General features: G+C 68.1%; 22 protein-coding genes. 4 read left to right on the top strand and 18 right to left on the bottom strand.

All coding sequences use genetic code 11. The annotated features are described in order from the left end of the window. The 3 genes from FE811_RS27555 to FE811_RS19075 form a co-directional block, all read left to right on the top strand. Positions 1–1,879, top strand: a 1,879-nt coding sequence (locus FE811_RS27555; protein WP_219848904.1) for a hypothetical protein, incomplete at its 5' end; no start/stop codon positions are given. Positions 1,880–2,016: 137 nt separating this feature from the next. Beyond that, complete coding sequence (locus FE811_RS19080) at positions 2,017–2,520, top strand: hypothetical protein (RefSeq protein WP_072463019.1); 504 nt, start codon at positions 2,017–2,019, stop codon at positions 2,518–2,520. Between the two features lie 81 nt (positions 2,521–2,601). Next, positions 2,602–2,901 (top strand): hypothetical protein, encoded by a 300-nt coding sequence (locus tag FE811_RS19075; protein ID WP_140848403.1) that lies wholly within the window; start codon positions 2,602–2,604, stop codon positions 2,899–2,901. A gap of 124 nt (positions 2,902–3,025) precedes the next feature. Here the strand turns inward: FE811_RS19075 and FE811_RS19070 are convergent, their stop codons facing one another. After that, positions 3,026–4,075 carry a glycosyltransferase gene (locus FE811_RS19070; protein ID WP_116221818.1) on the bottom strand — a complete coding sequence of 350 codons (1,050 nt, stop codon included), beginning with the start codon at positions 4,073–4,075 and terminating at the stop codon, positions 3,026–3,028. Positions 4,076–4,358: 283 nt separating this feature from the next. On the opposite strand from FE811_RS19070, the gene FE811_RS19065 reads away from it, so the two are divergent. After that, entirely contained in the window at positions 4,359–5,195 is an 837-nt protein-coding gene (locus FE811_RS19065; protein ID WP_116221819.1) for a hypothetical protein, read from the top strand. A gap of 20 nt (positions 5,196–5,215) precedes the next feature. Here FE811_RS19065 and FE811_RS19060 read toward each other — a convergent pair whose 3' ends face one another. The 17 genes from FE811_RS19060 to FE811_RS18980 form a co-directional block, all read right to left on the bottom strand. Beyond that, entirely contained in the window at positions 5,216–6,265 is a 1,050-nt protein-coding gene (locus FE811_RS19060; RefSeq protein ID WP_116221820.1) for a hypothetical protein, read from the bottom strand. Between the two features lie 9 nt (positions 6,266–6,274). After that, positions 6,275–6,910, bottom strand: coding sequence for a transferrin-binding protein-like solute binding protein (locus FE811_RS19055; RefSeq protein WP_116221821.1), 636 nt, complete (start codon positions 6,908–6,910; stop codon positions 6,275–6,277). A 201-nt stretch (positions 6,911–7,111) separates the two neighbouring features. Beyond that, a complete protein-coding gene (locus FE811_RS19050; RefSeq protein ID WP_116221822.1) occupies positions 7,112–8,482 on the bottom strand; it encodes an aspartate aminotransferase family protein in 1,371 nt (456 codons plus the stop codon). Further along, entirely contained in the window at positions 8,482–9,933 is a 1,452-nt protein-coding gene (locus FE811_RS19045; protein ID WP_116221823.1) for an NAD-dependent succinate-semialdehyde dehydrogenase, read from the bottom strand. The genes FE811_RS19050 and FE811_RS19045 overlap by 1 nt, the downstream gene beginning before the upstream one ends. Then, entirely contained in the window at positions 9,930–10,940 is a 1,011-nt protein-coding gene (gene doeB / locus FE811_RS19040; protein ID WP_166435512.1) for a N(2)-acetyl-L-2,4-diaminobutanoate deacetylase DoeB, read from the bottom strand. The genes FE811_RS19045 and doeB overlap by 4 nt, the downstream gene beginning before the upstream one ends. A gap of 4 nt (positions 10,941–10,944) precedes the next feature. Further along, positions 10,945–12,126: an ectoine hydrolase DoeA gene (gene doeA, locus FE811_RS19035; RefSeq protein WP_116221824.1), complete on the bottom strand. Its 1,182-nt coding sequence runs from the start codon at positions 12,124–12,126 to the stop codon at positions 10,945–10,947. Positions 12,127–12,137: 11 nt separating this feature from the next. After that, the gene (locus tag FE811_RS19030) at positions 12,138–13,115 is read right to left on the bottom strand and encodes a cyclodeaminase (RefSeq protein WP_116221825.1); all 978 of its coding nucleotides are present in this window, start codon (positions 13,113–13,115) and stop codon (positions 12,138–12,140) included. Next, a complete protein-coding gene (gene eutB, locus FE811_RS19025; RefSeq protein ID WP_116221826.1) occupies positions 13,112–14,062 on the bottom strand; it encodes a hydroxyectoine utilization dehydratase EutB in 951 nt (316 codons plus the stop codon). Before eutB ends, FE811_RS19030 begins: the two co-directional genes overlap by 4 nt. Beyond that, positions 14,059–14,802 (bottom strand): aspartate/glutamate racemase family protein, encoded by a 744-nt coding sequence (locus FE811_RS19020; protein WP_116221827.1) that lies wholly within the window; start codon positions 14,800–14,802, stop codon positions 14,059–14,061. The genes eutB and FE811_RS19020 overlap by 4 nt, the downstream gene beginning before the upstream one ends. Further along, entirely contained in the window at positions 14,799–15,458 is a 660-nt protein-coding gene (gene ehuD, locus FE811_RS19015; RefSeq protein WP_072463006.1) for an ectoine/hydroxyectoine ABC transporter permease subunit EhuD, read from the bottom strand. The genes FE811_RS19020 and ehuD overlap by 4 nt, the downstream gene beginning before the upstream one ends. Position 15,459: 1 nt before the next feature. Then, a complete protein-coding gene (ehuC, locus tag FE811_RS19010; protein ID WP_036749849.1) occupies positions 15,460–16,116 on the bottom strand; it encodes an ectoine/hydroxyectoine ABC transporter permease subunit EhuC in 657 nt (218 codons plus the stop codon). 59 nt (positions 16,117–16,175) lie between these two features. Continuing rightward, a complete protein-coding gene (gene ehuB / locus FE811_RS19005) occupies positions 16,176–16,997 on the bottom strand; it encodes an ectoine/hydroxyectoine ABC transporter substrate-binding protein EhuB (RefSeq protein ID WP_036749852.1) in 822 nt (273 codons plus the stop codon). A gap of 23 nt (positions 16,998–17,020) precedes the next feature. Next, complete coding sequence (ehuA, locus tag FE811_RS19000; RefSeq protein WP_036749854.1) at positions 17,021–17,806, bottom strand: ectoine/hydroxyectoine ABC transporter ATP-binding protein EhuA; 786 nt, start codon at positions 17,804–17,806, stop codon at positions 17,021–17,023. 97 nt (positions 17,807–17,903) lie between these two features. After that, positions 17,904–19,289 (bottom strand): PLP-dependent aminotransferase family protein, encoded by a 1,386-nt coding sequence (locus tag FE811_RS18995; RefSeq protein ID WP_116221828.1) that lies wholly within the window; start codon positions 19,287–19,289, stop codon positions 17,904–17,906. A gap of 512 nt (positions 19,290–19,801) precedes the next feature. Then, a complete protein-coding gene (locus FE811_RS18990; protein ID WP_116221829.1) occupies positions 19,802–20,110 on the bottom strand; it encodes a hypothetical protein in 309 nt (102 codons plus the stop codon). A 12-nt stretch (positions 20,111–20,122) separates the two neighbouring features. After that, entirely contained in the window at positions 20,123–20,548 is a 426-nt protein-coding gene (locus FE811_RS18985; protein WP_116221830.1) for a hypothetical protein, read from the bottom strand. A gap of 347 nt (positions 20,549–20,895) precedes the next feature. After that, positions 20,896–22,594 (bottom strand): Hint domain-containing protein (locus FE811_RS18980; RefSeq protein WP_181180894.1); only part of this gene is annotated, 1,699 nt, incomplete at its 5' end.

Below are 22,594 nucleotides of genomic sequence, written 5' to 3'. Positions count from 1 at the left end.
GACGGATGGCACGGATCCGACCGATGGAACCGATCCGACGGATGGTGCGGACCATGTGCAGGGCTTCCTTGATCCCATCCTGGGTGACGGCGGGCTTCTGGGCGACCTGACGGGTAATGACGGCCCGCTCGGCGCAATCACCGGCTCGGACGGCTTGCTGGGCGACCTGCTGGGCCAGGATGGGCTGCTGGGCGGGCTGGGGGGTGGCCTGCTGGGCGTTCCCCTCCTGGGTGACGGGGTGGACGGTTCCGCCGGCGTCCTTGATCCGGTTCTGGCCGATGGCGGGCTTCTGGGGGATCTTACCGGCAACGGCGGCTTGCTGGGCGCGATCACCGGCTCCGAGGGGCTGCTGGGCGATCTGATCGGCGACCAGGGGCTGCTGGGCTCCGTCACCGGCTCGCAAGGGCTTGTGGGTGAGTTGACCGGCACCGGCCTGCTGAAGGACGGGGCGGCCGGCGAGGGGTCCAACGGCCTCTCGGGTCTGCTTGGCGGCGTGCTGGGCGGCAACGACCTGCTCGGCGGGCTGCTGGGTGGCGAAGGCGGCTTGCTGGGCACCGTGACCGGGACGCTGGACAACGTTGTCGGCGGCGTGCTTGGCGGGAATGACCTGCTGGGTGGTCTGCTTGGCGGCCAGGACGGGTTGCTGGACACCGTGACCGGGACGCTCGATGGCGTCGTGGGTGGTGTGCTGGGCGGGGACGACCTGCTTGGCGGGCTGCTCGGCGGCAACGATCTCCTGGGCGGTCTGCTTGGCGGTGAGGGCGGATTGCTGGGCACCGTGACCGGAACGCTGGACAACGTGGTCGGCGGTTTGCTTGGCGGGAACGATCTGCTGGGCGGTTTGCTTGGCGGCCAGGGCGGGTTGCTGGATACGGTGACAGGAACGCTCGATGGCGTTGTCGGCGGCGTGCTTGGCGGGGACGACCTGCTGGGCGGCCTGCTTGGCGGCCAAGGCGGATTGCTGGATACGGTGACCGGGACGCTCGATGGCGTTGTCGGCGGTGTGCTGGGCGGGAACGATCTGCTGGGCGGTCTGCTTGGCGGCCAGGGCGGGTTGCTGGATACGGTGACCGGGACGCTCGATGGTGTTGTCGGTGGTGTGCTGGGCGGGAACGATCTGCTGGGCGGTCTGCTTGGCGGCGAGGGCGGTTTGCTCAACACCGTGACCGGGACGCTCGATGGTGTTGTCGGCGGTTTGCTTGGCGGGAACGATCTGCTGGGCGGTCTGCTTGGCGGCGAGGGCGGTTTGCTCAACACCGTGACCGGAACGGTCGAGAGCGTTGTCGGCGGCGTGCTGGGTGGCGATGATCTGCTGGGCGGGCTCCTTGGTGGCCAGGGCGACCTGCTGGGCGACCTCCTCGGCGGCGACCTGCTGGGCAATGTCGGCGGCACGCTGACAGGCCTGCTGGGTGTCGCGCCCGGCGATGGCCTGCTGGATCCGGTCCTCGCCGATGGCGGGCTGCTGGGCGAGCTGACCGGCAACAACGGCACCCTGGGCGACATCAGCGGCTCGAACGGCCTGCTGGGCGACGTGGTTGGCGATCACGGGGCGCTTGCGCCCGTTACCGGCCAGGACGGGCTGCTGGGCGAGCTGACCGGCCATGGCCTGCTGGGCGAGGACAGCGACAATCCCGACGGCCTGCTGAACGACCTGCTGGGCGGCAGCGAGGACCTGATTGCCGGCGTCGCCGATACCCTGGACGGCCTGCTGGGCGGAGAAAGCGACCTGCTGGGCGGGGTGAGCGATACGCTTGGCGGGCTGCTTGGCAGCGGCAATGCCGGCGATCTGCTGGCGCCGCTGGGCGATGCCGTCGACGGGCTTCTGGGCGGCGGCCTGCTGGCCGGCCTGGGCAGCCTCAACGACGAGCACGGCGCCTGACGCACGAAAACGCGGGCGCGCCCAGGCCGGGCGCGTCCGCCGCCCCCCAGCAATCCGGCGGCAAGGCAGCGAAGGACGCGCAAGGCGGCCGGCCGTTCGATCCCGAGGAAACAATGGTTGGAATTGTCGATTCTGCGATGATGATCGCGATCCGCACGCGGCACCGCAAGGACTCGGCGGATCTGCTGGCCATGGCGATAGAGCTGACGGACAGGAACCCGAATTGCCGGGTCGGCCTATACGCCCTGGATAACCTGCCGCAGAAAAGCGCATTCTACGAATTCGGCAACAGCGCCGAATTCCTGGCCGGCTTCATCCGGGAACTCGGGCTCGAGGATGTGCAGGACATGGACCTGAACCAGCCGGGCGTGCCGCCGGCGAAGGTCACGAAGATCCTGGAACGCAAGCTTTCCCAGGCCCAAGCCAAGATCGCCTATTGCCGGGCCTATGCCGACGGCAAGGCCTTTCGCGACGAGGACATAGACGATCTGGAATGGCATATCCGCGGGCTTCTGCGGCAGCTCAGCGGCTTGCGCGACCAGATCGGCCGCATCGCGCCGGCGGCGCAGCCCGAACCCGAGCCGATCAAGGCGACCGCCTGCCTTATTCCCTTCAAGGGGCGGGCCAGCGCGCAGCAGTGAACCGGGGCTTGCGCCCCGGCCCTTTCGAAACGTGCCGACCAATCCGCATTTGCCCAAGGCAGAATATGACGAGGAGTAGCCATGTTGACGAAGTGCCGTTTTTCCGAAACTGCCAGCAGCGAAGCATTCGACCATGACTGCGGCTCTACAGGCGGAGAGTTGGTCATCTATATCTTGGCAGCGATAGCCGGAGGGCTGATGGGGGTCAGCCTGGCACTTTTCCTGAACCTGTCGCTTTTGGGCGTTTTCCTGGCATATTCCCTGGGTGGAATGGGCGCGATTCTTGTCATGGCGGTGGGGCTGTTCCTGCTGCGATCCTTGCGGCAATCCATCACGCTGGCGATCCGGCAGAACCGTCCGGGCTATTTCCCCCAGGACTGAAGCGGGCCTTCATCTGCGGGCGCCGATGCCCCGACCTTGCCCCCGCATTCGCAGGGTGCTGCTGCTCGGCAAAGGGGTTGCGGGGCACCCTTACCTCGGCCAGCTGTCCTCTGGACGGCGGCCCTTACGCCGCATCGAGTTCGCGCCAGATCTTCAGCAGCGCCGTTTCAAAGGTATCGCTGTTGTAATTGGCATTCACCACCGCGCTTGCGTGGCGGCGGATGGCATCAAGACGCGCCGGCGCGGCGGCATATTCCGCGACCGCCGCCTCCAGCGCATGCACAAGTCCCAGGGTATCGTCCTCGGTCACGGGAACCCCGGTTTTTGGGGTGAAGTATTCCCGCCCGCCAAGTCCCGTGTAACCGACCACGATGCAACCCGCCGCCATTGCTTCTGCCGCCGGGAAGCCGATCGATTCCATGCGCAGCAGCGAAATGAAGAACTGGCTGCGTTGCAAATGATCCGAGACATCCAGCCGCGGCATATTGTCGAGTTCCTGAATCCGGTATCCCTTCAATTTTCCCCGACGCTCGAGCGTATCGACGATCTGGCGTGCCTCTGCCGAGCGTTTGCGCGGCATATAGGTAATCAGCCGCTCCTTTTCTTCGCGAAAGGGAAAATCCTCGGGCTTCATCGAGACGGGCAGGTGATGGCCGGTCTGGATATTCAGAAGTTCGAACTGATCGAGGCATATTTGCGAAACGCCCAGGAACCAGTCCGCGCGTTCGCGGATGTCGAGCCCCCTTTCCATGGCTTCCGCATGAGCCTCCTGGAAGGCGAACGGGTTTTGCACGAAAACGCCAAGCCGGGACTGCGGAAAAGCCGTCATTGCCGCGGTGATCATGAACTCCGGTATGACCAGAATATCCTCGGCCCCCGGCCGCCATGGTTTCAGGGGCCCGCCGCGAAGTTTTTCGCCCATGAGAATAAAGGGCGACATGAGCCGGGCGCGCCGACCGTCCAGTCCCTGTTTTTGCCGGGCAATATAATAGTCATAGGTATAGCAGAGCGGCGGCTTGTCGGGATGGTCCAGATAGCCGGCGGCGGGGCTGTTGTGCAGGATGGCGGCGTCATAGCCCGCCCGGCACAGCGCAGCCACCGTGTCATAGATGACGGCAATCCCGCCCGATGCCGTTTGCGTGTCGGGACACAGGAAAAGATAGCGACGCACCATGGCACCCGGAAAGCTGATTTCCAGGAAACATGTTGAAGAAAGCCACGGGTGTCAACGCAACACTTGGCGGCGCAGCCGGGTTTTCCGGGCAGGCTTGGTATGTGGATACCGCAGCAGACGGCGCCGCGTGCAGGCTGGCGGGCCGCCCAGGGGCGCAGGAATCCGCGGCGGAGGGGGCAGGCGATGGGTGCAGATTTAGGGCGAAGCCTCTTTTCGCTCGCATTCCGTGCCGGTATCCTTAGGATCGGCCGGGGTAATTGTTTCTGCAAACTGGAAATGCTGCATGCTGATATCTGACAAGGCGCCCGAGGCTCCGTCAGTCGCGCTGTTGACCTTTGTGCTTGAAGAGCATCATTGCGTGATCCTTGAAGATTGGATTGCCTTTTTCGACCATCCGATTGCCGAGCTGGTCGTGCATCTGGGCAAGGATCCCGGCATAGAAACCCGCGTCCGGCAGCTATGCGAAGCGCATGGCATTCGCCTGCATGACATGGGCAGGACGACGCCGCGGGAAACCACCGATTCGGAACAGCAGCTTCTGGAAAAGCAGTTCGATGCGGTAACGGCCGATCTTGGATGCGTGGTGCGATTGGATACCATTCCCTATCGCGCCCGGAATGTGGCCTGGCAGGACGCGGCCCTTGCATTGATGAAGGAAACGGGCGCCTGCTTCATGACCGGCAGCACGTTGCCTTATCGCGCGGACCGGCCTACGGCCAGGCCGGAATTCATGCTGACGCAAAGCATCAGCAATTGCTTCCTGGTGATCCAGCCGGAAATCTGGAGGACGCTCCAGGCCGGAACCCAGGATTCCGAGTCGAAATACGGCAGGTTCCTGGTCGAAGGCGCGGCCGAGGATTATGTGGCGGAAAACGGCCTTTGGGGGCTGCGTCTTGTCAATGGCGAGGACATTCGCATCTTTCATTGCCAGGAATGGGGATTGCGATTGCTTCGCATCCGGGATTCCTTTCGCAAGGGATACAGGATCTCTCCATTCCTTCGGGGATACCAGGACGATTATCTTTACGAAAATGCGCGATACTACATGCAGCGCCGGGAACCCCTGCTGCGACGGGCCAGGGTTTTCCTGGGCTACTGGCGCCGGCGGCTTTTCAATTGAGGGGCTGCCGCGCCGTGCGGTCAGCGCCAGCGGACATCCAGCATGACCCGGTTTTCGTCATACATCGGGACCGTCGACGACCGATGCTGCCCCGCCAGCAGCAGCGTGAATTTCGGCGTCAGGGCGACCTCGATGCCCAGGGTGCGGACATCGTCCCGCCGCGGGGTGCCGAAGACGGCAGAGCCCTCTTCCCGTTGCCAGCCGATGCCGAGGGTCACGGGGCGGTTCCCGATCGGGCGGGTCAGCGACAGCCCCGCCCGATAGCGGATGGCGTTGTGGCCGGCGACCCTTTCGCCGGCGGAAAGCTGAAGCCCGACCGCGCCGATCCCGGAAACGGCGCTGCCGAGCGACAGGTCCGCGAAGGCCTGGCGATAATCCTTGCGCCAGGTCTGCCGCAGGCCCAGGGACATCTCGTGCAGGGCGCCCGCGGCCTCGAATAGCCTGGTGCCGCGCAGGCCGGTCCAGGCCAGATGGCTTTCGGACAGATCCGTCCGGCCAAAGGCGTAGCCGCCGCACAGGTCGACAAAGCGCCATTCGCCCAGGTGCTGCGCAAGGCAGGCCCCGAGCCCCAGATCCTGGCGCGAAAGATCGTGCCGCGGCGAATAGACCGCCGTCGCCTGGCCCGCCAGCCGCAGAACCCGCCCCGGCGCCAGCCGGTATCTTGCGCCGGCCGAGGCGGCAAGGCCCAGCACCAGCCCGCCGCGGGCGCGGCTTTCCGGGCTGACCGTCAGGTCGATGCCCCCGACCGTCAGGCTTTCGCCGGGGATGCCGCCGTTGATATTGTCGTCCCATCGCAGCAGGGGCCGGGCGGTCAGGTGCCGCGACAGCAGGACCGGCTGCGGGCGGCCGTCGCGCAGCATCCCTTCGTGATGCAGCAGCCGCGCCAGCAACGGCGCCCGCCCGGCAGGACGGTCGCGCATCAGCGCAAAACCCGCCAGCCGGGGCGAGCCGGACATCAGCGCCGCCTGGGTCCGGTCGGGCTGCTCTGCCCAGGCGGGCGAGGCCAGGCAGGGCAGCAGGCTGGCGAAGACCCAGGCCCGCCAGCCCGCCTTCCATGATGCGGGCAGCATTCGGCGGGATCAGCGCTCGGCGGCGAAGCCGCTGTCGCCGAAGACCGCGCCTGTGGCGCCGTCATATTCGACCGTGCCGGTGATGGTCCCCCGCACGGCCTCGGCGGCGCTGCCCCTGAACGTCCCGTCCAGCGCGAGGTCGAGGCCGATGTCGCCGCGGTCGCCGCCGCCCAGCGTGCCCGCCGCGCGGCCCGTCATGCCGTTGCCGCTGATGCTGCCGCCGGTGATCGGCAGGCTGCCGGTCAGTGTGGGGCCGTCCTCGACGCCGACCTCGTGGATTTGCCCGGAAACGCTGCTGCTGGCGAAATCCGCGTTGAGCGCGATCCTGGCGTTCGCGGCCTCGTATCCGGGATCGCCGACATCGACCGGGCCGCCGGTCATGTTCATTTCGACGAAGGCATAGCCGTCATAGGTGGCGCTGCCCGTCGTCGGCATGGCGGCGGTGCTGGTCGGGGCAAGGGCTGCGGTGCGGCCCTCCATCTCCATCAACGGCCCGTCATGTTCCAGAAAGGTCTGGCCGTCCGCTGTGCCGCCACCACCACCCGGCACGCCGCCGCCTCCAGACCCGCTGCTACCGCCGCAACCTGCCAGCGCCAGCGTGATTGACGCGGCCAGGACGCCGCCGAAGATCTTGCCCGTCTGCATGGAACCCTCCAAGAAAACCTGAAATCACGGGCGCAAGGCCCGGTTCCGATTACAGGGCCGGGGGCAGGGGGCTGTCGTCACCCGTTTGGGTGAAGGCGGGCGCGAAATTCTTGCAAGGCGACATCATTGCGGACGCGGCCGCATGGGTCGCGGGCGGCACATTCGGCGGGCAGCCGCATAGGCCGCCGCCCTCCGGCAGGTTCAGCCAAGCGTTTCGCGCAGCGCCTCGGCGGTCGCATCGACGATCACGTCCGCCTCGGCCTCGGTCAGGCAAAGCGGCGGAGCCAGGCCGATGATGTCGCCCTGCGGCATGGCCCGCGCGATCACCCCGCGCCTGAGCATGGCGGCGACGACCCTGCCGCCGATGCCCTCGGCCGCGTCGAAGAAGCCGCGCGTGTCGCGGTCGCGGACCAGCTCGACGGCGCAGAGCATGCCCTCGCCGCGGATCTCGCCCACGTTCGGGTGATCGCCAAGCGCCCCGCGCATGCGGTCGTTGAGGTAGCGGCCGACGCGGCCGGCGTTTTCGACCAGCCCCAGCTCATCGATCAGCCGCAGGTTGGCGATGCCCGCCGCCGCGCCGATGGGATGGGCGGAATAGGTCCAGCCATGGCCCAGCACGCCATGTTCGTCGGTGCCCTGCATCAGCACGTCCCAGACCTTCTGCCCGACGATGCTGCCCGACAAGGGCGCATAGGCCGAGGTCAGGCCCTTGGCGCAGGTGATGATGTCGGGGGTCATGCCATAGTGATCGCTGCCGAACATGCTGCCCAGCCGGCCGAAGCCCGTCACCACCTCGTCCGCGATCAGCAGGATGTCGTGTCGCGCCAGCACCTTCTGGATCGCATCCCAATAGCCCCTGGGCGGCGGCACGATGCCGCCCGTGCCCAGCACCGGCTCGCCGATGAAGGCGGCGATGGTGTCGGCGCCCTCGGCCGCGATCAGCCGCTCCAGTTTCTCGGCGCAATGGGCGCTGAACTGTTCCTCGGTCATGCCGGCGTCCTTGCGGCGATAGTAATAGGGCGCCTCGGTATGGATCACCTGCGCCAGCGGCAGGTCGAATTTCTTGTGGAACAGCTCCAGCCCGGTCAGCGAGCCGGTCATCAGCCCCGAGCCGTGATAGCCCCGCCAGCGCGAGATGATCTTCTTCTTCTGCGGCAGCCCGCGGATGTTGTTGTAATACCAGACCAGCTTGACGTTGGTTTCATTGGCGTCCGAGCCGCCCAGGCCGAAATAGACCCGCGCCATGTGTTTCGGCGCCCGGTCCATGACCATTTTCGCCAGCGTGATCGAGGCTTCCGAACCATGTCCGGCATAGGCATGGTAATAGGCCAGCTCGCGCGCCTGCGCGGCGATGGCCTCGGCGATCTCGGTCCGGCCATAGCCTGCGTTCACGCAATAGAGCCCGGCAAAGCCGTCCAGCAGCCGATTGCCGTCGCGGTCGATGATATGGACGCCTTCCGCGCCCGAGATGATGCGCTGCGGACCTTCACCGCGCGCGAATTGGCCCAGGTTGGTCGAGGGGTGGAACAGGCTTTCGCGGTCCCATCTGGACAGCTCGTCATTGGTCAGCATCACGCTCTCCTTGTCTCTGCCCAGTCGCGGCAGACGTATTTGATCTCGGTGAAGGCCTCGAGCCCGTGGCGGCTGCCCTCGCGGCCCAGGCCCGATTGCTTCATGCCACCGAAGGGGATCGGCGCGCCCGTGACCTTGGTGCGGTTCACCGCGACCATGCCGAACTCCAGGGCGCGGGACAGGCGATAGATGCGGCGCGGGTCGCGGCTGTGGACATAGGCGACAAGGCCGTATTCGGTGGCGTTGGCGATGCGCACCGCCTCGTCCTCGGTGTCGAAGGGGGCGATGGCGGCGACGGGGCCGAAGGTTTCCTCGCGAAAGATCAGCGCCTCGGCCGGCACGTCGGCCAGAACGGTCGGGCGATAGAACAGCGGCCCCTGTGGATCGCGGCTGCCGCCGGTCAGCAGGCGCGCGCCGCGGGCCAGCGCGTCCGCCACATGCTCCTCCTGCTTCCTGACCGCGCCTTCGTTCATCAGCGGGCCGAGGTCGCGATCCTCGGCCCCCGGCCCCAGCGTCAGCGCGGCGGCGGCGGCGGTGAAGCGGCGGCAGAACTCGTCATAGACCGCTCGCTCGACCAGGAAGCGGTTGGCGCCCAGGCAGTCCTGGCCCGAGGTGGCGAACTTGGCCTTGATCGCCTCGTCCACCGCCAGGTCGAGGTCGCAATCGGCAAAGGCGATGAAGGGCGCGTGCCCGCCCAGCTCCAGCACCAGCCGCTTCACCGTCTCGGCGCTTTGGCGATAGAGCAGCTTGCCGACCTGCGTCGAGCCGGTGAAGCTGAGCGCCCGCACCCGCGGATCGGCGCACCAGGCGCCCACGATCTCGGGCGCCTCGCCCGTCACCACGTTGAAGACGCCGGCCGGAAAGCCCGCGCGATCCGCCAGTTCCGCCAGCGCGGTCGCCGACAGCGGCGTCTCGGCCGAGGGATGCACGACCACGGTGCAGCCCGCCGCCAGCGCCGCCGCCGCCTTGCGGGTGATCATGGCGCAGGGAAAGTTCCAAGGCGTGACCAGCGCCGCGACGCCCAGCGGTTCACGCCACAGCTCCATCTCGGCGGTCGAGAGATGCGAGGTCACGCTTTCGATGTTCGGGCGCTTGGCTTCCTCGGCATAAAACTCGACGAAGCTGGCGGCATAGTCGATCTCGCCGCGGGCTTCCGACAGGGGCTTGCCCTGCTCGGCGGTCATGATCCGCGCCAGATCCTCGCGCGCATCGACGATCAGCCGGTGCCAGCGCATCAGCACGGCGGCCCGTTCCTGCGGCAAGAGCGCCGACCAGCCGGCAAAGGCCGCCTGCGCCGCATCGACCGCCGCGCGGGCCTGCGCCGCATCCAGCCGCGCCACCTGCGCCACCGGCTGCCCGGTCGCGGGATCGGTGACGGCAAAGCGCGCCCCGCCCACCCAGGCGCCGTTCACGAAGGCATCCTCGCGCATCAGGGTCTTGTCGGTGATCATGGCTGAACCTCCTCGCCGATGACGGCGACGCAATCGCCGGGTTTCACGATGCCGGGGAAATGCCGCGCCATCATCAGCCCGGCGCGGCGGGCATGGACCGCGACCGGGGCCAGGCCGGTGCGCGTCACGGGAAAGATGCGGGCGACGGGCTGGCCTTGTTCCACGGCATCGCCCAGGTCGGCCAGGAACTCGATCAGCCCGCCATCCTCGGCAAAGGTGAAGCAATCCGCATCGGGCATGTCGAGCCAGCGCGTCGGCCGGGCCTCGACCTGGCCGCGCATCACCCCGGCCGCCACCAGCAGGTCGCGCAACCCCCGCCGGGCGATCCCGGCGGTGCGGGCGGTGGCGGTGCCGCCGCCGCCCAGTTCGGTGGTGACGAAGGTCTTGCCCATTTCCTCGGCCGCGGTGTCATACATGCCGACCGCGTCGATCTCGAGCATCCTGACCGACCAGGGGGCGCCAAAGGCGCGCACCAGGTCGAAGGCCGCCGCCTCCTGCCGCTTGTCGGGCAGGATATGGGCGGCGCAATAGGGCAGGAAATCCAGCGTCTTGCCGCCGGAATGGAAATCCAGCACCACATCCGCCATCGGCAGCAGCACGCGCTGGAAGTAATCCGCAAGCTTCTGCGTGACCGAGCCGTCCGGCCGGCCCGGAAAGCTGCGGTTCAGGTTGCCGCGGTCGATGGGCGAGGTGCGGGTGCCCGCCGCAAAGGCCGGGTAGTTCATTGCCGGAACGATGATGATGCGGCCGGTGACGTCCTTGGCCCGGATGGTCGCGGCCAGGTCGAAAAGCGCGATCGGCCCCTCGTATTCGTCGCCGTGGTTGGCGCCGGTCAGCAGCGCCGTCGGCCCCTCGCCGTTGTTGACCACGGTGATCGGGGTCATGATCGACCCCCAGGCCGCATCGTCGCGCGAATAGGGCAGGCGCAGGAAGCCGTGCTGCACCCCCGGCGCCGCGAAATCCACCGTCGCCGCGATGGGCGAGGGCGCAAGCTGCATCTGCAACATGGCGCTAGTCCTTCACGAACAGCTGGCGCGGGACATCGGCAAGGCATTCCACGCCGGTGTCGGTGATCAGGATCGACTCGGTGATCTCCAGCCCCATGTCCTCGAGCCAGAGCCCGGTCATGAAATGGAAGGTCATGCCGGGTTGCAGCACGGTGCGGTCGCCGGGGCGCAGCGACATGGTGCGCTCGCCCCAGTCCGGGGGATAGCTGACGCCGATGCCGTAGCCGGTGCGGTTGTCCTTGACGATGCCGTATTTCGCCAGCACGTCGAAGAAACCCTTGGCGATGTCCTCGCAGGTGTTGCCGGGCTTCGCGGCGGCCAGCCCGGCCTCCATCCCCTCCAGCGTGGCCTTTTCGGCGTCCAGGAAGGCCTGCGTCGGCTGGCCCAGGAACACCGTGCGCGACAGCGGGACGTGATAGCGGTGATAGCAGCCGGCGATCTCGAAGAAGGTGCCTTCGCCGGCCTTCATCGGCCTGTCGTCCCAGGTCAGGTGCGGGGCCGAGGCATCGCGCCCCGAGGGCAGCAGCGGCACGATGGCCGGATAGTCGCCGCCGATCCCGTCCACGCCGCGGGTGCCGGCGTCGTAGATTTCCGCGACCAGGTCGCATTTGCGCATCCCGACCTGCACCTTGTCGAGGATGCGGGCGTGCATCGCCTCGACGATGCGGGCGGCGTTGCGCATATAGGCGATCTCCTGCGGCGATTTCACCGCGCGCTGCCAGTTCACCAGCGCCGTGCAATCGCTGAGCGTCGCGTCGGGCAGGTTCCGGGTCAGGCTGGCAAAGGCGGCGGCGGTGAACCAGTAATTGTCCATCTCGACCCCGATGCGCTTCGCGGCCCAGCCGCGGTCCCGCAGGATGCCGGACAGGTAGTCCATCGGGTGCATCTGGGGGTTCTGCACGTAATGGTCGGGATAGCCGATGATGTTTTCGGGCTTCAGATAGGCCGTCAGCTTCGCGCCGTTCGCGTCCTGTCCGCGGCCATACCAGATCGGCTCGCCATCCGGCGGCACCACGACGCATTGATGGACATAGAAGGACCAGCCGTCATAGCCGGTCAGCCAGTTCATGTTCGACGGATCGGTGACGATCAGCAGATCGACCCCCGCCTTGTCCATCGCCCGGCGGGTCTTGGCGAGGCGGTCGGCATATTCCTCGCGGGTGAACTTCAATGCGACGTCTGTCATGGCGGTTTCTCTTACAGGGTGAAGCTGCGGCCGGCCCCGGCCTTGCCCGCGCGGGCAAGCGCCAGGGTGGCGATGGCGGTGTCCTGGATGCCGGTGCCGGTCAGGTCGGCCAGGGTGATCTGTTCGGGGCTGGTCCGGCCGGGGCGCTGCCCTGCCAGGATCTGGCCCAGCTCGGGGAAATCCTGCCCGGCCAGCGGCGCGTGGTGGAGTTCCCCCAGCTCGCGGGTCTGCGACAGGCGGTCGGCGACGTAATGGGCACGCTCGATCAGGTCCGGCGCGATCTCGTTCTTGTGCTGGGCATCCGAGCCCATGGCGGTGACATGGGTGCCGGGCGCCACATCGGCGGCGGCCAGGATGGGCTTTTCCGCGGGCGTGGTCGTGACTACCAGATCTGCGCCGCGCGCAGCCCCGGCCACAGTCGCGGCGGCGATCACCGGAATGCGCAGGGCGGCGGTCATCTCGGCCGCGAAGGCTTGCGCCTTGGCGGGATCGCGCGCCCAGACCCGCGCGCCGGCCAGCGGCCGCACCAGCGCCAGCGCCTGCAGCTGCATCCGCGCCTGCATCCCGGCGCCCAGGATCGCCGCCGTTGCCGCATCCGGCCGGGCCAGCGCATCGGCGGCCACCGCCCCGGCGGCGGCGGTGCGCACGTCGGTCAGATAGCCGTTGTCCAGCAGCAGCGCCTCGACCAGCCCGGTCGTTGCGGACAGCACCACCATCATGCCGTTGGTCGAGGGCAGGCCAAGCGCCGGGTTGCCGAAGAAGCCGGGCGAGATCTTGATCGCGAAATGCGTGAGGCCGGGGACATAGGCGGTCTTCACATCGACCTCGCCCCGGTGTTCGGGGATGTCCAGGCGCAGGATCGGCGGCATCGCCACCGCCTTGGTTGCCAGCGCCACGAAGGCGTCGCGGATGCAGGCCACGGCCTCGGCGTCCAGCGGCACCAGGGCGCGCAGATCGGTCTCGGTCAGGATGGTCACGGGCGGTCTCATGCGGCCTCCGCCATGATGCGCGCGTGCAGCGCGGGGTCGATATTCGCGCCGGAAAGGATGCAGACGGTCGGGCCTTGCGGGACGATCTTGCCCGCCAGCAGCGCGGCGGTCCCGACGCTGGCCGCGCCCTCGACGACATGGCCGGCGCGGCCAAGATGGCGGATGCCCTGGGCGATCTCGGCCTCGGTCAGCAGGATCACGTCGTCCAGCAACGCGCGGCAGAGCGCGAAGGTCACGCGGTTCTGCAAGCCGATGCCGCCGCCCAGGCTGTCGGCCAAGCTGGCGGTTTCCGCGACCTCGACCGGATGGCCGGCGGCCAGGCTCGCGGCCATGGCGGCGCCGTTTTCCATGGTCAGGCCGATGACCCGCGTGCCGGGGGCCAGCGCCTTGATCGCCACCGCGACCCCGGCGGCAAGGCCACCGCCGGACAGCGGCACCAGCACCGCCTCGGCCGTGCCGATTTCCAGGCCGATGGTGCCCTGGCCCGCCACCACCGCCTTGTGGTCGAAGGGCGGGATCTCGGTCATGCCTTCCTGCGCCACGGCGCGGGCGACCTCGGCCATGGCCTCGTCCTGGCTGGCGCCGGTGATGCGGACCTGCGCGCCCAGATCTCGGATCGCCTGCACCTTGTTGCCCGGCACCAGCCGCGACAGGCAGACGGTCGCCGGCACGTCAAGCGCGCGGGCGGCATGGGCCAGCGCCCGGCCATGGTTGCCGGTCGAGGCGGTGACGACGCCGCGCGCCAGCGCCTCGGGCGGCAGCGACAGGATCGCATTGGTCGCGCCGCGCAGCTTGAAGGCGCCGGTGGTCTGGCGATATTCGCATTTCAGCCAGATCGGCTGGCCCAGCCGCGCCGACAGCGCCTCGTCGCGGACCAGCGGCGTTTCCACCACATGGCCGCGGATGCGTTCGGCGGCGGCGCGGATGTCGTCCAGGGTCACGGTCATGCCAGCCTCATCAACTGGCCCGGAGCCACCGGCCCGGTCACGCCGCAGGCCCGCGCGGCGGCCCAGAGCGTCGCGGAATTGGCCGAGACCACAGGCACGCCGACCGCATCCTCGATCCGGTCGATGATCGCGCAAGCGCGCACGGCGGTGCAGGCGATGAACAGCGCCTGGCTGCCCGGCGCCAGCGCGGCACGCGCCGCCTCGATGATAGTGGCGTGCGCGATCCGCGCCATCTCGCGATCGTCGGTCAGGTTCAGGCAAGAGACGCCCTGCAGGGCAAAGCCGCCGGCCTCGAAGCATTCCGCCATCGGCTGGGTCGTGCGCGGGGTATAGGGCGTCAGCAGGGTGATCCTGTCCGCCCCCAGCGCCCTGAGCGCCGCGAAGCCGGCCGAGATCGGCGTGATCGGTTCCGCCGAGGGCTTGCCCAGCCGGATCGCGTCGCGCACCGCCTGGTCGCCGATCACCACCGAGGCCGAGGTGCAGCTGTAGACCACCGCATCCAGATCCTCCTCCGGCAGGATCAGCGCCGCCGCCGCGGTCACGTCCTTGGCCATGGCGGCCAGCGTCTCGGGCGTCACCGGGTTGGCAAAGGGGATGCGGGTGGCATAGACGCCCACGCCATGCGCCGGCAGGGCGGCGAAATCGACCTCGGTCGTGTGGTCGGTCGCCAGCGTCACCAGGCCCAGGCGGCGGGGCAGGGGGCGGTCGTCCAGCGCGACCGGAACGGACAGGACAGTCACCGCGAAATCCTCCCATAACGGCGTTCCAGCCAGCGCAGCGCCACCACCGAGATCAGGCTGACGACCAGGAACATCACGCCGACCAGCGTCATCGGCTCGACATAGCGATAGGAGCTGTTGGCCACCGACTTGGCCTGGTTCATCAGCTCAAGCACGGTGATGGCCGACAGCAGCGGCGTTTCCTTGAACATGGCCAGCAGATAATTGGCCATTGCCGGGATCATCGGCGGCACCGCCTGCGGCAGCACCACGTGCAGCCAGGTCTGGCGCGTGGTCAGGTTGGTGGCCTTGGCCGCCTCCCATTGCCCGCGGGGCACCGCCTCGATGCCGCCGCGATAGACCTCGGCGGCATAGGTGGCGTAATGCAGGCCCATGCCGATCACGCCCGCAGTCAGCGCCGGCAGGCGCAGCCCCAGGTCGGGCAGCACGTAGAAGATGAAGTAAAGCTGCACCAGCAGCGGCGTGCCGCGGATGAACTCGACCACGAAGCCGGTGGTGCGGGCGACGGTGCGGTTGGCCGAGCGGCGCAGGATGGCGAAGACCAGCCCCAGCACGGCAGCGACCACGGCGCCAAGCGCGGTGGCGACCAGGGTGATCCGAAACCCGGCCAGCAGGGTCGGCATGATCGACCAGGCGAAATCCCAATCCCATTCCATCTCAGCGCACCCCGTCCAGGCCGCGCGTCACCCGCCGCTCCAGCCGGCGCATGCCGAAGGAAAGCGCCGAGGACATGGCGAAATACAGCAGCAGGATGGTGACGAAGGGCATCAGCGTGCTGCCGGTCTGCGACCGCACCACCTGCGCCTGGAAGGTCATGTCCGACAGCGAGATCAGCGACACGACCGAGGTAGCCTTCAAAAGCTCGATGGCATTGTTGCCGAAGGTCGGCAGCATCAAGGGCAGCGCTTGGGGCAGGATGACGTGGCGCATGCGCTGGAACCGGGTCAGGTTGACGGCCACGCAGGCCTCGTGCTGGTCGCGCGGCACGGCCAGGATGGCGCCGCGCACCACCTCGGCCCCATAGGCGCCGACGTTCAGCCCTAGGGCCATCACCCCGGCCTGCATCGGCGTCAGTTCCGCGCCGGTCATCGGCAGCACGAAATAGATCCAGAACAGCTGCACGAAGATCGAGGTGCCGCGGAAGAACTCGATATAGGCGGTCGCGAGCCAGCGGACCCAGGCGTGGCGCGAGATGCGGCCGAGCCCGGCGATGAAGGCCACGACCAACGCCAATGCCGAACCCATCAGGGTCAGCTTGACCGTGACCCAGGCCCCCATAAGGATGAGTGTCAGATATCCTGCCCAGTCGCCCATGCGCCGAAGCCTGCCTTTGCCGTTGTCGGGATGGGCGGGGTCGGCCCCCGCCCCGGATATTACTGCGCGGCGCAGAGCGCGTCGCGGGTGGTGGACATGGCCGCGGCCGCCGAGAAGCCGTAGGGCTCGACGATCTGGGCGAATTCGCCCGATTCCTTCAGCTTGGCCAGTTCCACGTCGAAGGCGTCGCGCAGCGCGGTGTCCTTCTTGTTGAAGGCGGCGCCGTCGCAATAGACCGGGGCGCCCTCGACCGGGGCAAAGACTTCCAGGTTGGCGTCGCCCGATTTCGCCAGCAGGTCGTTCAGCGACAGGACCGGCAGCGAATAGGCGTCGATGCGGCCGTCCTGCACCATCTTCAGCCCCGATTGCGGGTCGGGCACCACGACCAGCCGGTCGCGCGGCACGCCGGCATCGAGTGCCAGCTTTTCCTCGGTGCCGCCGCCGGGGGCGCCCATCCTGGCCGAGGCGTCGTTGGCGATGTCGGCATAGGACTTGAAGCCCTTGGGATTGCCCTTGGGCACCAGCAGCGCCTCGGCATCGCACAGGATCGGCTGGGAATAGGCGACGGCGTTGCAGCGCTCGGGCTTCATGAACAGGCCCGCGGTGATCGCATCGACGCGGCCGGCCTGCAGGCTGGGGATCATCGCGCCATATTCGGCGATCGAGGCCTCCAGGTCCTTGATCCCCAGCTTTTCGAACACCGCGCGCGCCACGTCCGGCGCCGCCCCCGAGACCTTGCCGTCCGAGGCGACGGCGGTATAGGGCGGCTCGTTGCCGATGGCGATGCGGACATAGCCCTGCTTTTGCAGGTCTTCCAGCTTGTCGGCCATGGCGGGCAGCGGTGCGGCCAGCAAGGCCACGGCAATCAGGCATTTCTTCATCGTTCTCTCCTGTCGGGTTGGCATCACACGCGCTGTCCGGCGGCGATGATCTTGCGCAGGAAGGACTTCGTGCGGTCCTCTTGCGGCGCGGTGAATAGCTGGGCGGGCGGGCCCTGTTCGACGATGCGGCCCTTGTCGAAGAACAGGACGCGGTCGGCGAAATCACGGGCGAAGCCCATCTCATGCGTGACCAGAAGCATGGTCATGTCGGTCTCGGCGGCCAGGCGCTTCATCACCTCCAGCACTTCCTCGACCAGCTCGGGGTCGAGCGCCGAAGTCACCTCGTCGAACAGCATGATCTGCGGCTGCAAGGCCAGGGCGCGGGCGATGGCGACGCGCTGCTTCTGGCCGCCGGAAAGCTGGCTTGGCATGTAATCCGCCTTGTCGGCCAGCCCCACCATGTCCAGCAGATCGCGCGCCCGCCTGTCGGCCGCGGCGCGGGCCTCGCCCTTGGTCAGCATCGGCGCCAGCGTGATGTTCTGCAAGACCGACTTGTGCGGGAACAGGTTGAAATGCTGGAAGACCATGCCGATATGGCGGCGCATCCTGTGCAGATGCGCCTCGTCCGCCGGCACCTCGGCGCCGTTCCGCTGCATGTGGTAAAGCGGCTCGCCGCAGACCTCGATGCGCCCGCCCGAGATGTCCTCCAGTGTCATCAGGATGCGCAGGATGGTGGTCTTGCCCGAGCCCGAGGGGCCGATCAGCGCCAGCTTTTCGCCCTTCATCACGTCGAAGTTCAGCCCGTCAATGACGGTCAGCGTCCCGAAGGACTTTCGCAGGTTCTGGATGCGAATGATCGGCTGGTCCAAAAGCGTCCCCCTTGCTGTCCAGAGGAACTTTGCAGCGAGATTAAATCAGGTCAATATTTAAATAATATCATGACAATTTTCCGGGGCAATCTGCCTGTCAAATCAGCGGCAGCAGGGGTTCCGCGCTGCCGCCCAGGGTTTCGGCCACCAGGGCAAGGCCGCGGCGCAGCTCTTCCGTCCCGGTCGAACCCAGCGCGATTCGCACTGCGTCGCGCCGGCCCCGCTCGCTCAGCCGGAAGGCGCGGCCCGAGGCGACGGCGACGCCGCGCTGGCGGGCCTGGGCCACGAATTCCTCTTCGTCGCGGCCGGGGGGCAGTTCCAGCCAGATGTGCAGGCTTTGCGGATGGGCGCGAAAGGGGGCCGCGCCCAGAACCTCGCGCGCGATGCCATGGCGGATGGCCAGCGCCTCGCGCTGCCACAGGATCAGCCGGTCCACGGTGCCGTCGCCGATCCAATGGCTCAGCAATTCGACCATGGCGGGGGTGGCCATCCAGTTCGTCACCAGGTGCCGGTTGGCGGTGGCCGAGGCAAGCCGCGGCGGCGACAGCAGCCAGGCCACCCGCAGCCCCGGCAGCGTGGTCTTGGTGAAGCCGTTGATATGCAGCACCCGCTCGGGCGCCAGCACCGCCATGGGGGGCGGCCGGTCCGGGATCATCGCGTTCAGCATGTCGTTCTCGACGATCAGCAGGTCGTGGCGGCGGGCGATGGCGGCCAGTTCGGCGCGCCGCTCGGCGCTGCTCATGATCGCCATGGGGTTGATCGCGGCCGGCTGCATGTAAAGCGCGTGCAGGCTGCCCTTGCGCGCCAGGTGGTCCAGCGCCTCGGGCACGATGCCATCCTCGTCCACCGGCAGCCCTTCCAGGTGCAGGCCCAGGTATTTGCACAGCGGCATCAGCAGGTGATGGGTCAGCGCGGCGGCGGCCAGCGTGCCGCCCGCGGGCACCGCGCTCATCACCGCGGTGGTGATGGCGGATGTGGCGCCGTCGGTGAGGGTGATGTTTTCGGGCGCCGCCTCGATCCCCTTGCGGCGCAGCCAGTCCGCGGCGATCTGCCGGTGCTGCGGCAGCACCGAGTTCGGCCGGAACGACAACGCCGCCGGGACGGGCAGGTTCTCGGCGACCCAATGCAGCCCCTCGCGAAAGGTCTCGACATGCATCCGCTCGGTGACGGGCTTGAGGATCGACAGGTCCACCAGCTCGCCCAGCCGCTCGGCCAGGTAGGGCGGGGTATTTTCCGAGCCGGGGGGCAGCACGAAGGAACCGCGCCCGACCTCTCCCACCACCAGGCCGCGGCGGATCAGCTCCTCATAGGCGCGCGAGACGGTCTGGACCGACAGGCCCAGATCGTCGGCCAGCCGGCGCTGGGGCGGCAGGCGGGTTCCGGCGGGCAATTGGCCGTCGCGGATCGCCCGCGCATATTGCTCGGCCAAGGAAAGATAGGCCGGGCGATGCAAGGCGCTGGGGTCGGGGGTCCATATTGTCATGAGCGAAGACCAAGGCAATCCTGTCGATAGGCAGGAATGTTATGATTTCACCGCCGCCCCCGCAATCGCTGTCTTGCCCTTCGGGGGGCTGAAAGGGCGGATCGCCGCCCTTCGACCCTCACCGGGAACTCAGGCTGCGGCAAAGGCCGAGCCCATGAAGTTCCGGGATCGCCAAGGCAAATTTCAGCCCGGCAAAAGCGAGGGGCCGCCGCCTGTCCCGGACGCCGGCGGCTCGCCAGGCGCAAGATCTGGGCATCGCCCTTGGCGCGCGCGTGCCCGATGCGGCGGGATGCAGCCCCGCCGCGACGACGGCGCCGGCTGCGGCGGCACGCAGGACCGCATAGCATGTTGATGTTGGGCGGACCCTTTCGACCGGCGCCTGGGCCGGGCTGCCGAAGGGCTTGCGGGTGACGACCAAGGGGCGCCCCGTTGCGCGTCTGGCGGGCCAGGCAACAGGCGGTATCGTTGCGCAGTCGGCGCGCCCCCGCTGTCGCGGCCCTGCTTGCAGGGCGTTATCGCAACCGGCTTCCTGCGACGGCGGGGCGGGCCGGCTCTTCGGCCTCTCCCGCGCAAAGACGCCCGCAGCGCCCGGCATGATCACCGGGGACATGGTTCGCGTTGTGCCAGGCAAGCGCCACCAACGTCGCCGAGCCGGTCAGGCAATAGGTGACGATGATCCATACCAGCCCCCAGCCCATCCACCAGGCCAGTCCACCGGCCGCAAGGGCCGTCAGAACCGCAAGGATGACGGTCCCCATCGGAAAGCCGCCCGCGTGATCGCTGTCGAATCGGCAGAATTCATCGCGCATGACCTTTTCCATGGGGTGGCTCCTTCAATGCAAATGGGATGGACAGGGCGCCAGGACGCGCAGGCAGAACCCGCAGGACATCATGAAGCGGTCGCGTTCGGGAAAGATGGCGAACAGCATGGCGTCCTCTGGCAGCGGGATGCCGATCCGCTGGGCGGTCGGCGGGCCAAGGCGGGGCTGGTCCTCATTCCCCTCCGGCGCTCCCGGAACCAGGATCGGCCGGCGCCGCGATAGCGCAAGCCCGTGCGTGGGGCAGCCCGGACCCAGGCGGCCCTGCGCGACGCCGAAAAGCAGGCCCTGCGCCTCGAGCGAGCAGCAGCCGAAAATGCCCAGGATCTCGACATGATCGTCGGACAGCGGGTCGTAAAGGACATCTCCGGCGCGCAAGGATTGCACGGGCACCATGGCCCCGCTGCGGCGGATCTGGACGGGGGTGTGTTCTGCAAGCATGTCGGCCTCCGGTTCCGTATCGGCTCTGCGGATCTGTTCCGTGACAGCCACGGTCTGCCGCGCCGCGCCGGTCTCCGCCGCAAGGCGATGCGAGGAGCGTGCCGCAGCCGGTTCGCACCGTGACGCTTTGGTGCAGCCGTTCCAGAACCGCCCCGCGCGGGGCGGTGCTGCCGGCCTTCCTGGTCCAGGCGGCAAGATGCCCCTGCCGCTTCGGTGATTGGGGCCCTGTCGGCGCTGCTCGGCCACCGCCAGGGCCTTGCGGTCGGCGCGACGGTTGTTTCCGTCCCATCCGCCCGCCAGGTCGCCATGGTCCGGGGCGTGGGGCTTGGCCCGCGCCCCGGTCGGCATCAGCCCACCTTGCCCCAGGTGAACGGTTGCTTGCCATTGACGACCAAGCGCTGCACCAGGTGCCGCCCCTGCCGGCCGCGCAACAGCAGCCGGGCTGCGACGGGCACCTCGCGTTCGGGCTCGGCCAGTTCCGGGAAGAGCGTGAAGATCTCTTCCCGAGCCTCCGCCCCCAGCGCCTTCATCGCCTCGGGGCCGGTGAACAGGCTTTCCGTGGGCGCCCCGTTCGAGAAGACCACCTCGTGCCGGTCGAACATGAAGTGCCAGTATTCCACCTCCTGCATGTCCTCGACCACCTCGACGCCTTCCAGCCCGATCAGATGGCGCGCGGCCAGCAGAACCTCGGCCTCGCCGACCATCCGCCGCGCCACGACCGAGCGCAGCAGCACCCGGTGCTGGGGCGAGACGATCAGGTCGCGCTCGGGCAGGTTCTCGCCCAGGGCCTCGGCGCGGATGCGGATCGGGCGCAGCTTGGGCTGCTCGGCCAGTTCCGCGGCCGACAGCACGCGCTTGCCGATCCAGGAAAGCGCCTTGTAGCCGTGGTCCAGCGTCATCACCTTCATGCCCGGTTCCAGCTTCTCGACAGGAACCTCGCCATCCTCGGTCTTGATCAGGGTGCCGCGCAGGAAGCAGACGACGCCGGTGTTCTCGGTGGTCAGCTTGTCGGCCTGGACGGCATTGCCGGTGCCGTCCAGAATGCGCAGCCCGCCGACCGCATCCAGCACACCGTCGCCCTGGTCCGCGCGCAGCCAATGCAGGGCGTTCTTGTAGGTCTGCCCCGGATTGGCGGCGTTCCAGGTGGCCAGCGTGTTCTCGTTGTAGAAGGCGGCAAGATCGACGAATTCGTTGTTGTTGGCCTGCCCGTCGCCCATGCCGGTGTTGGCGTCGAAATCGGTGATCACGTCGCCCCCGGCATCGACGACGAAGCGGTCGATGCCCTGGCCGCCGGTCAGCCTATCGGCGCCGGCCCCACCATCCAGCAGGTCGTCGCCGGCCCCGCCATGCAGCGTGTCGTTGCCCCCGCCGCCCAGCAGGGTGTCGGTGCCGGCACTGGCTTCCAGGCTGTCGTTGCCCTCGCCGCCCTCCAGGAGGTCGTCGCCGGTGCCGGCAAGCAGCGTATCGTTGCCGGCGCCACCGTAAAGCGTGTCGTTTTCCGAGCGGCCGATCAGGTAGTCGTCGCCGTCCCCGCCATCGATGAGGTTGTTGCCATGGCCGGCATCAAGGGAATCGTTGCCCTCGCCGCCGTAAAGCGCGTCGTCGTCGTTGCCGCTGATCAGCGTGTCGTTGCCGGCGCCGCCCACCAGGGTGTTCTTGCCCTCGCCGGCCACCAGCGAATCGTCGCCCAGGCCGCCCTCGAGCACGTCGTCGCCCTCGCCGCCAAGCAGGGTATCGTTGCCATCGCCACCAAGCAGCGTGTCGTGGCCCTCGCCGCCTTCCAGAAGGTCGTCATCCGCGCCACCGTGCAGCGAATCGTCGCCCAGGCCGCCGATCAGGGTGTCCTTGCCGCCCCAGCCGATCAGGGTATCGTTGCCGTCGCCGCCCTCCAGGCGGTCGTCGCCGTAGCCGCCGTCGAGGGTATCGTTACCCGCGCCGCCCAGCAGGGTGTCGTCGCTATCGCCGCCGAACAGGGAATCGTCCCCGTCGCCGCCGTCCAGGACGTCGTTATCGGCGCCACCGTCCAGCGAGTCGTCTCCCAGGCCG

The organism is Paracoccus sp. FO-3 (assembly GCF_006386455.1).
In the GTDB taxonomy this organism is placed as follows: Bacteria; Pseudomonadota; Alphaproteobacteria; order Rhodobacterales; family Rhodobacteraceae; genus Paracoccus; species Paracoccus versutus.
The sequence above is the reverse complement of the archived record's forward strand: the minus strand, read 5'-3'. Positions and strand labels throughout refer to the sequence as shown.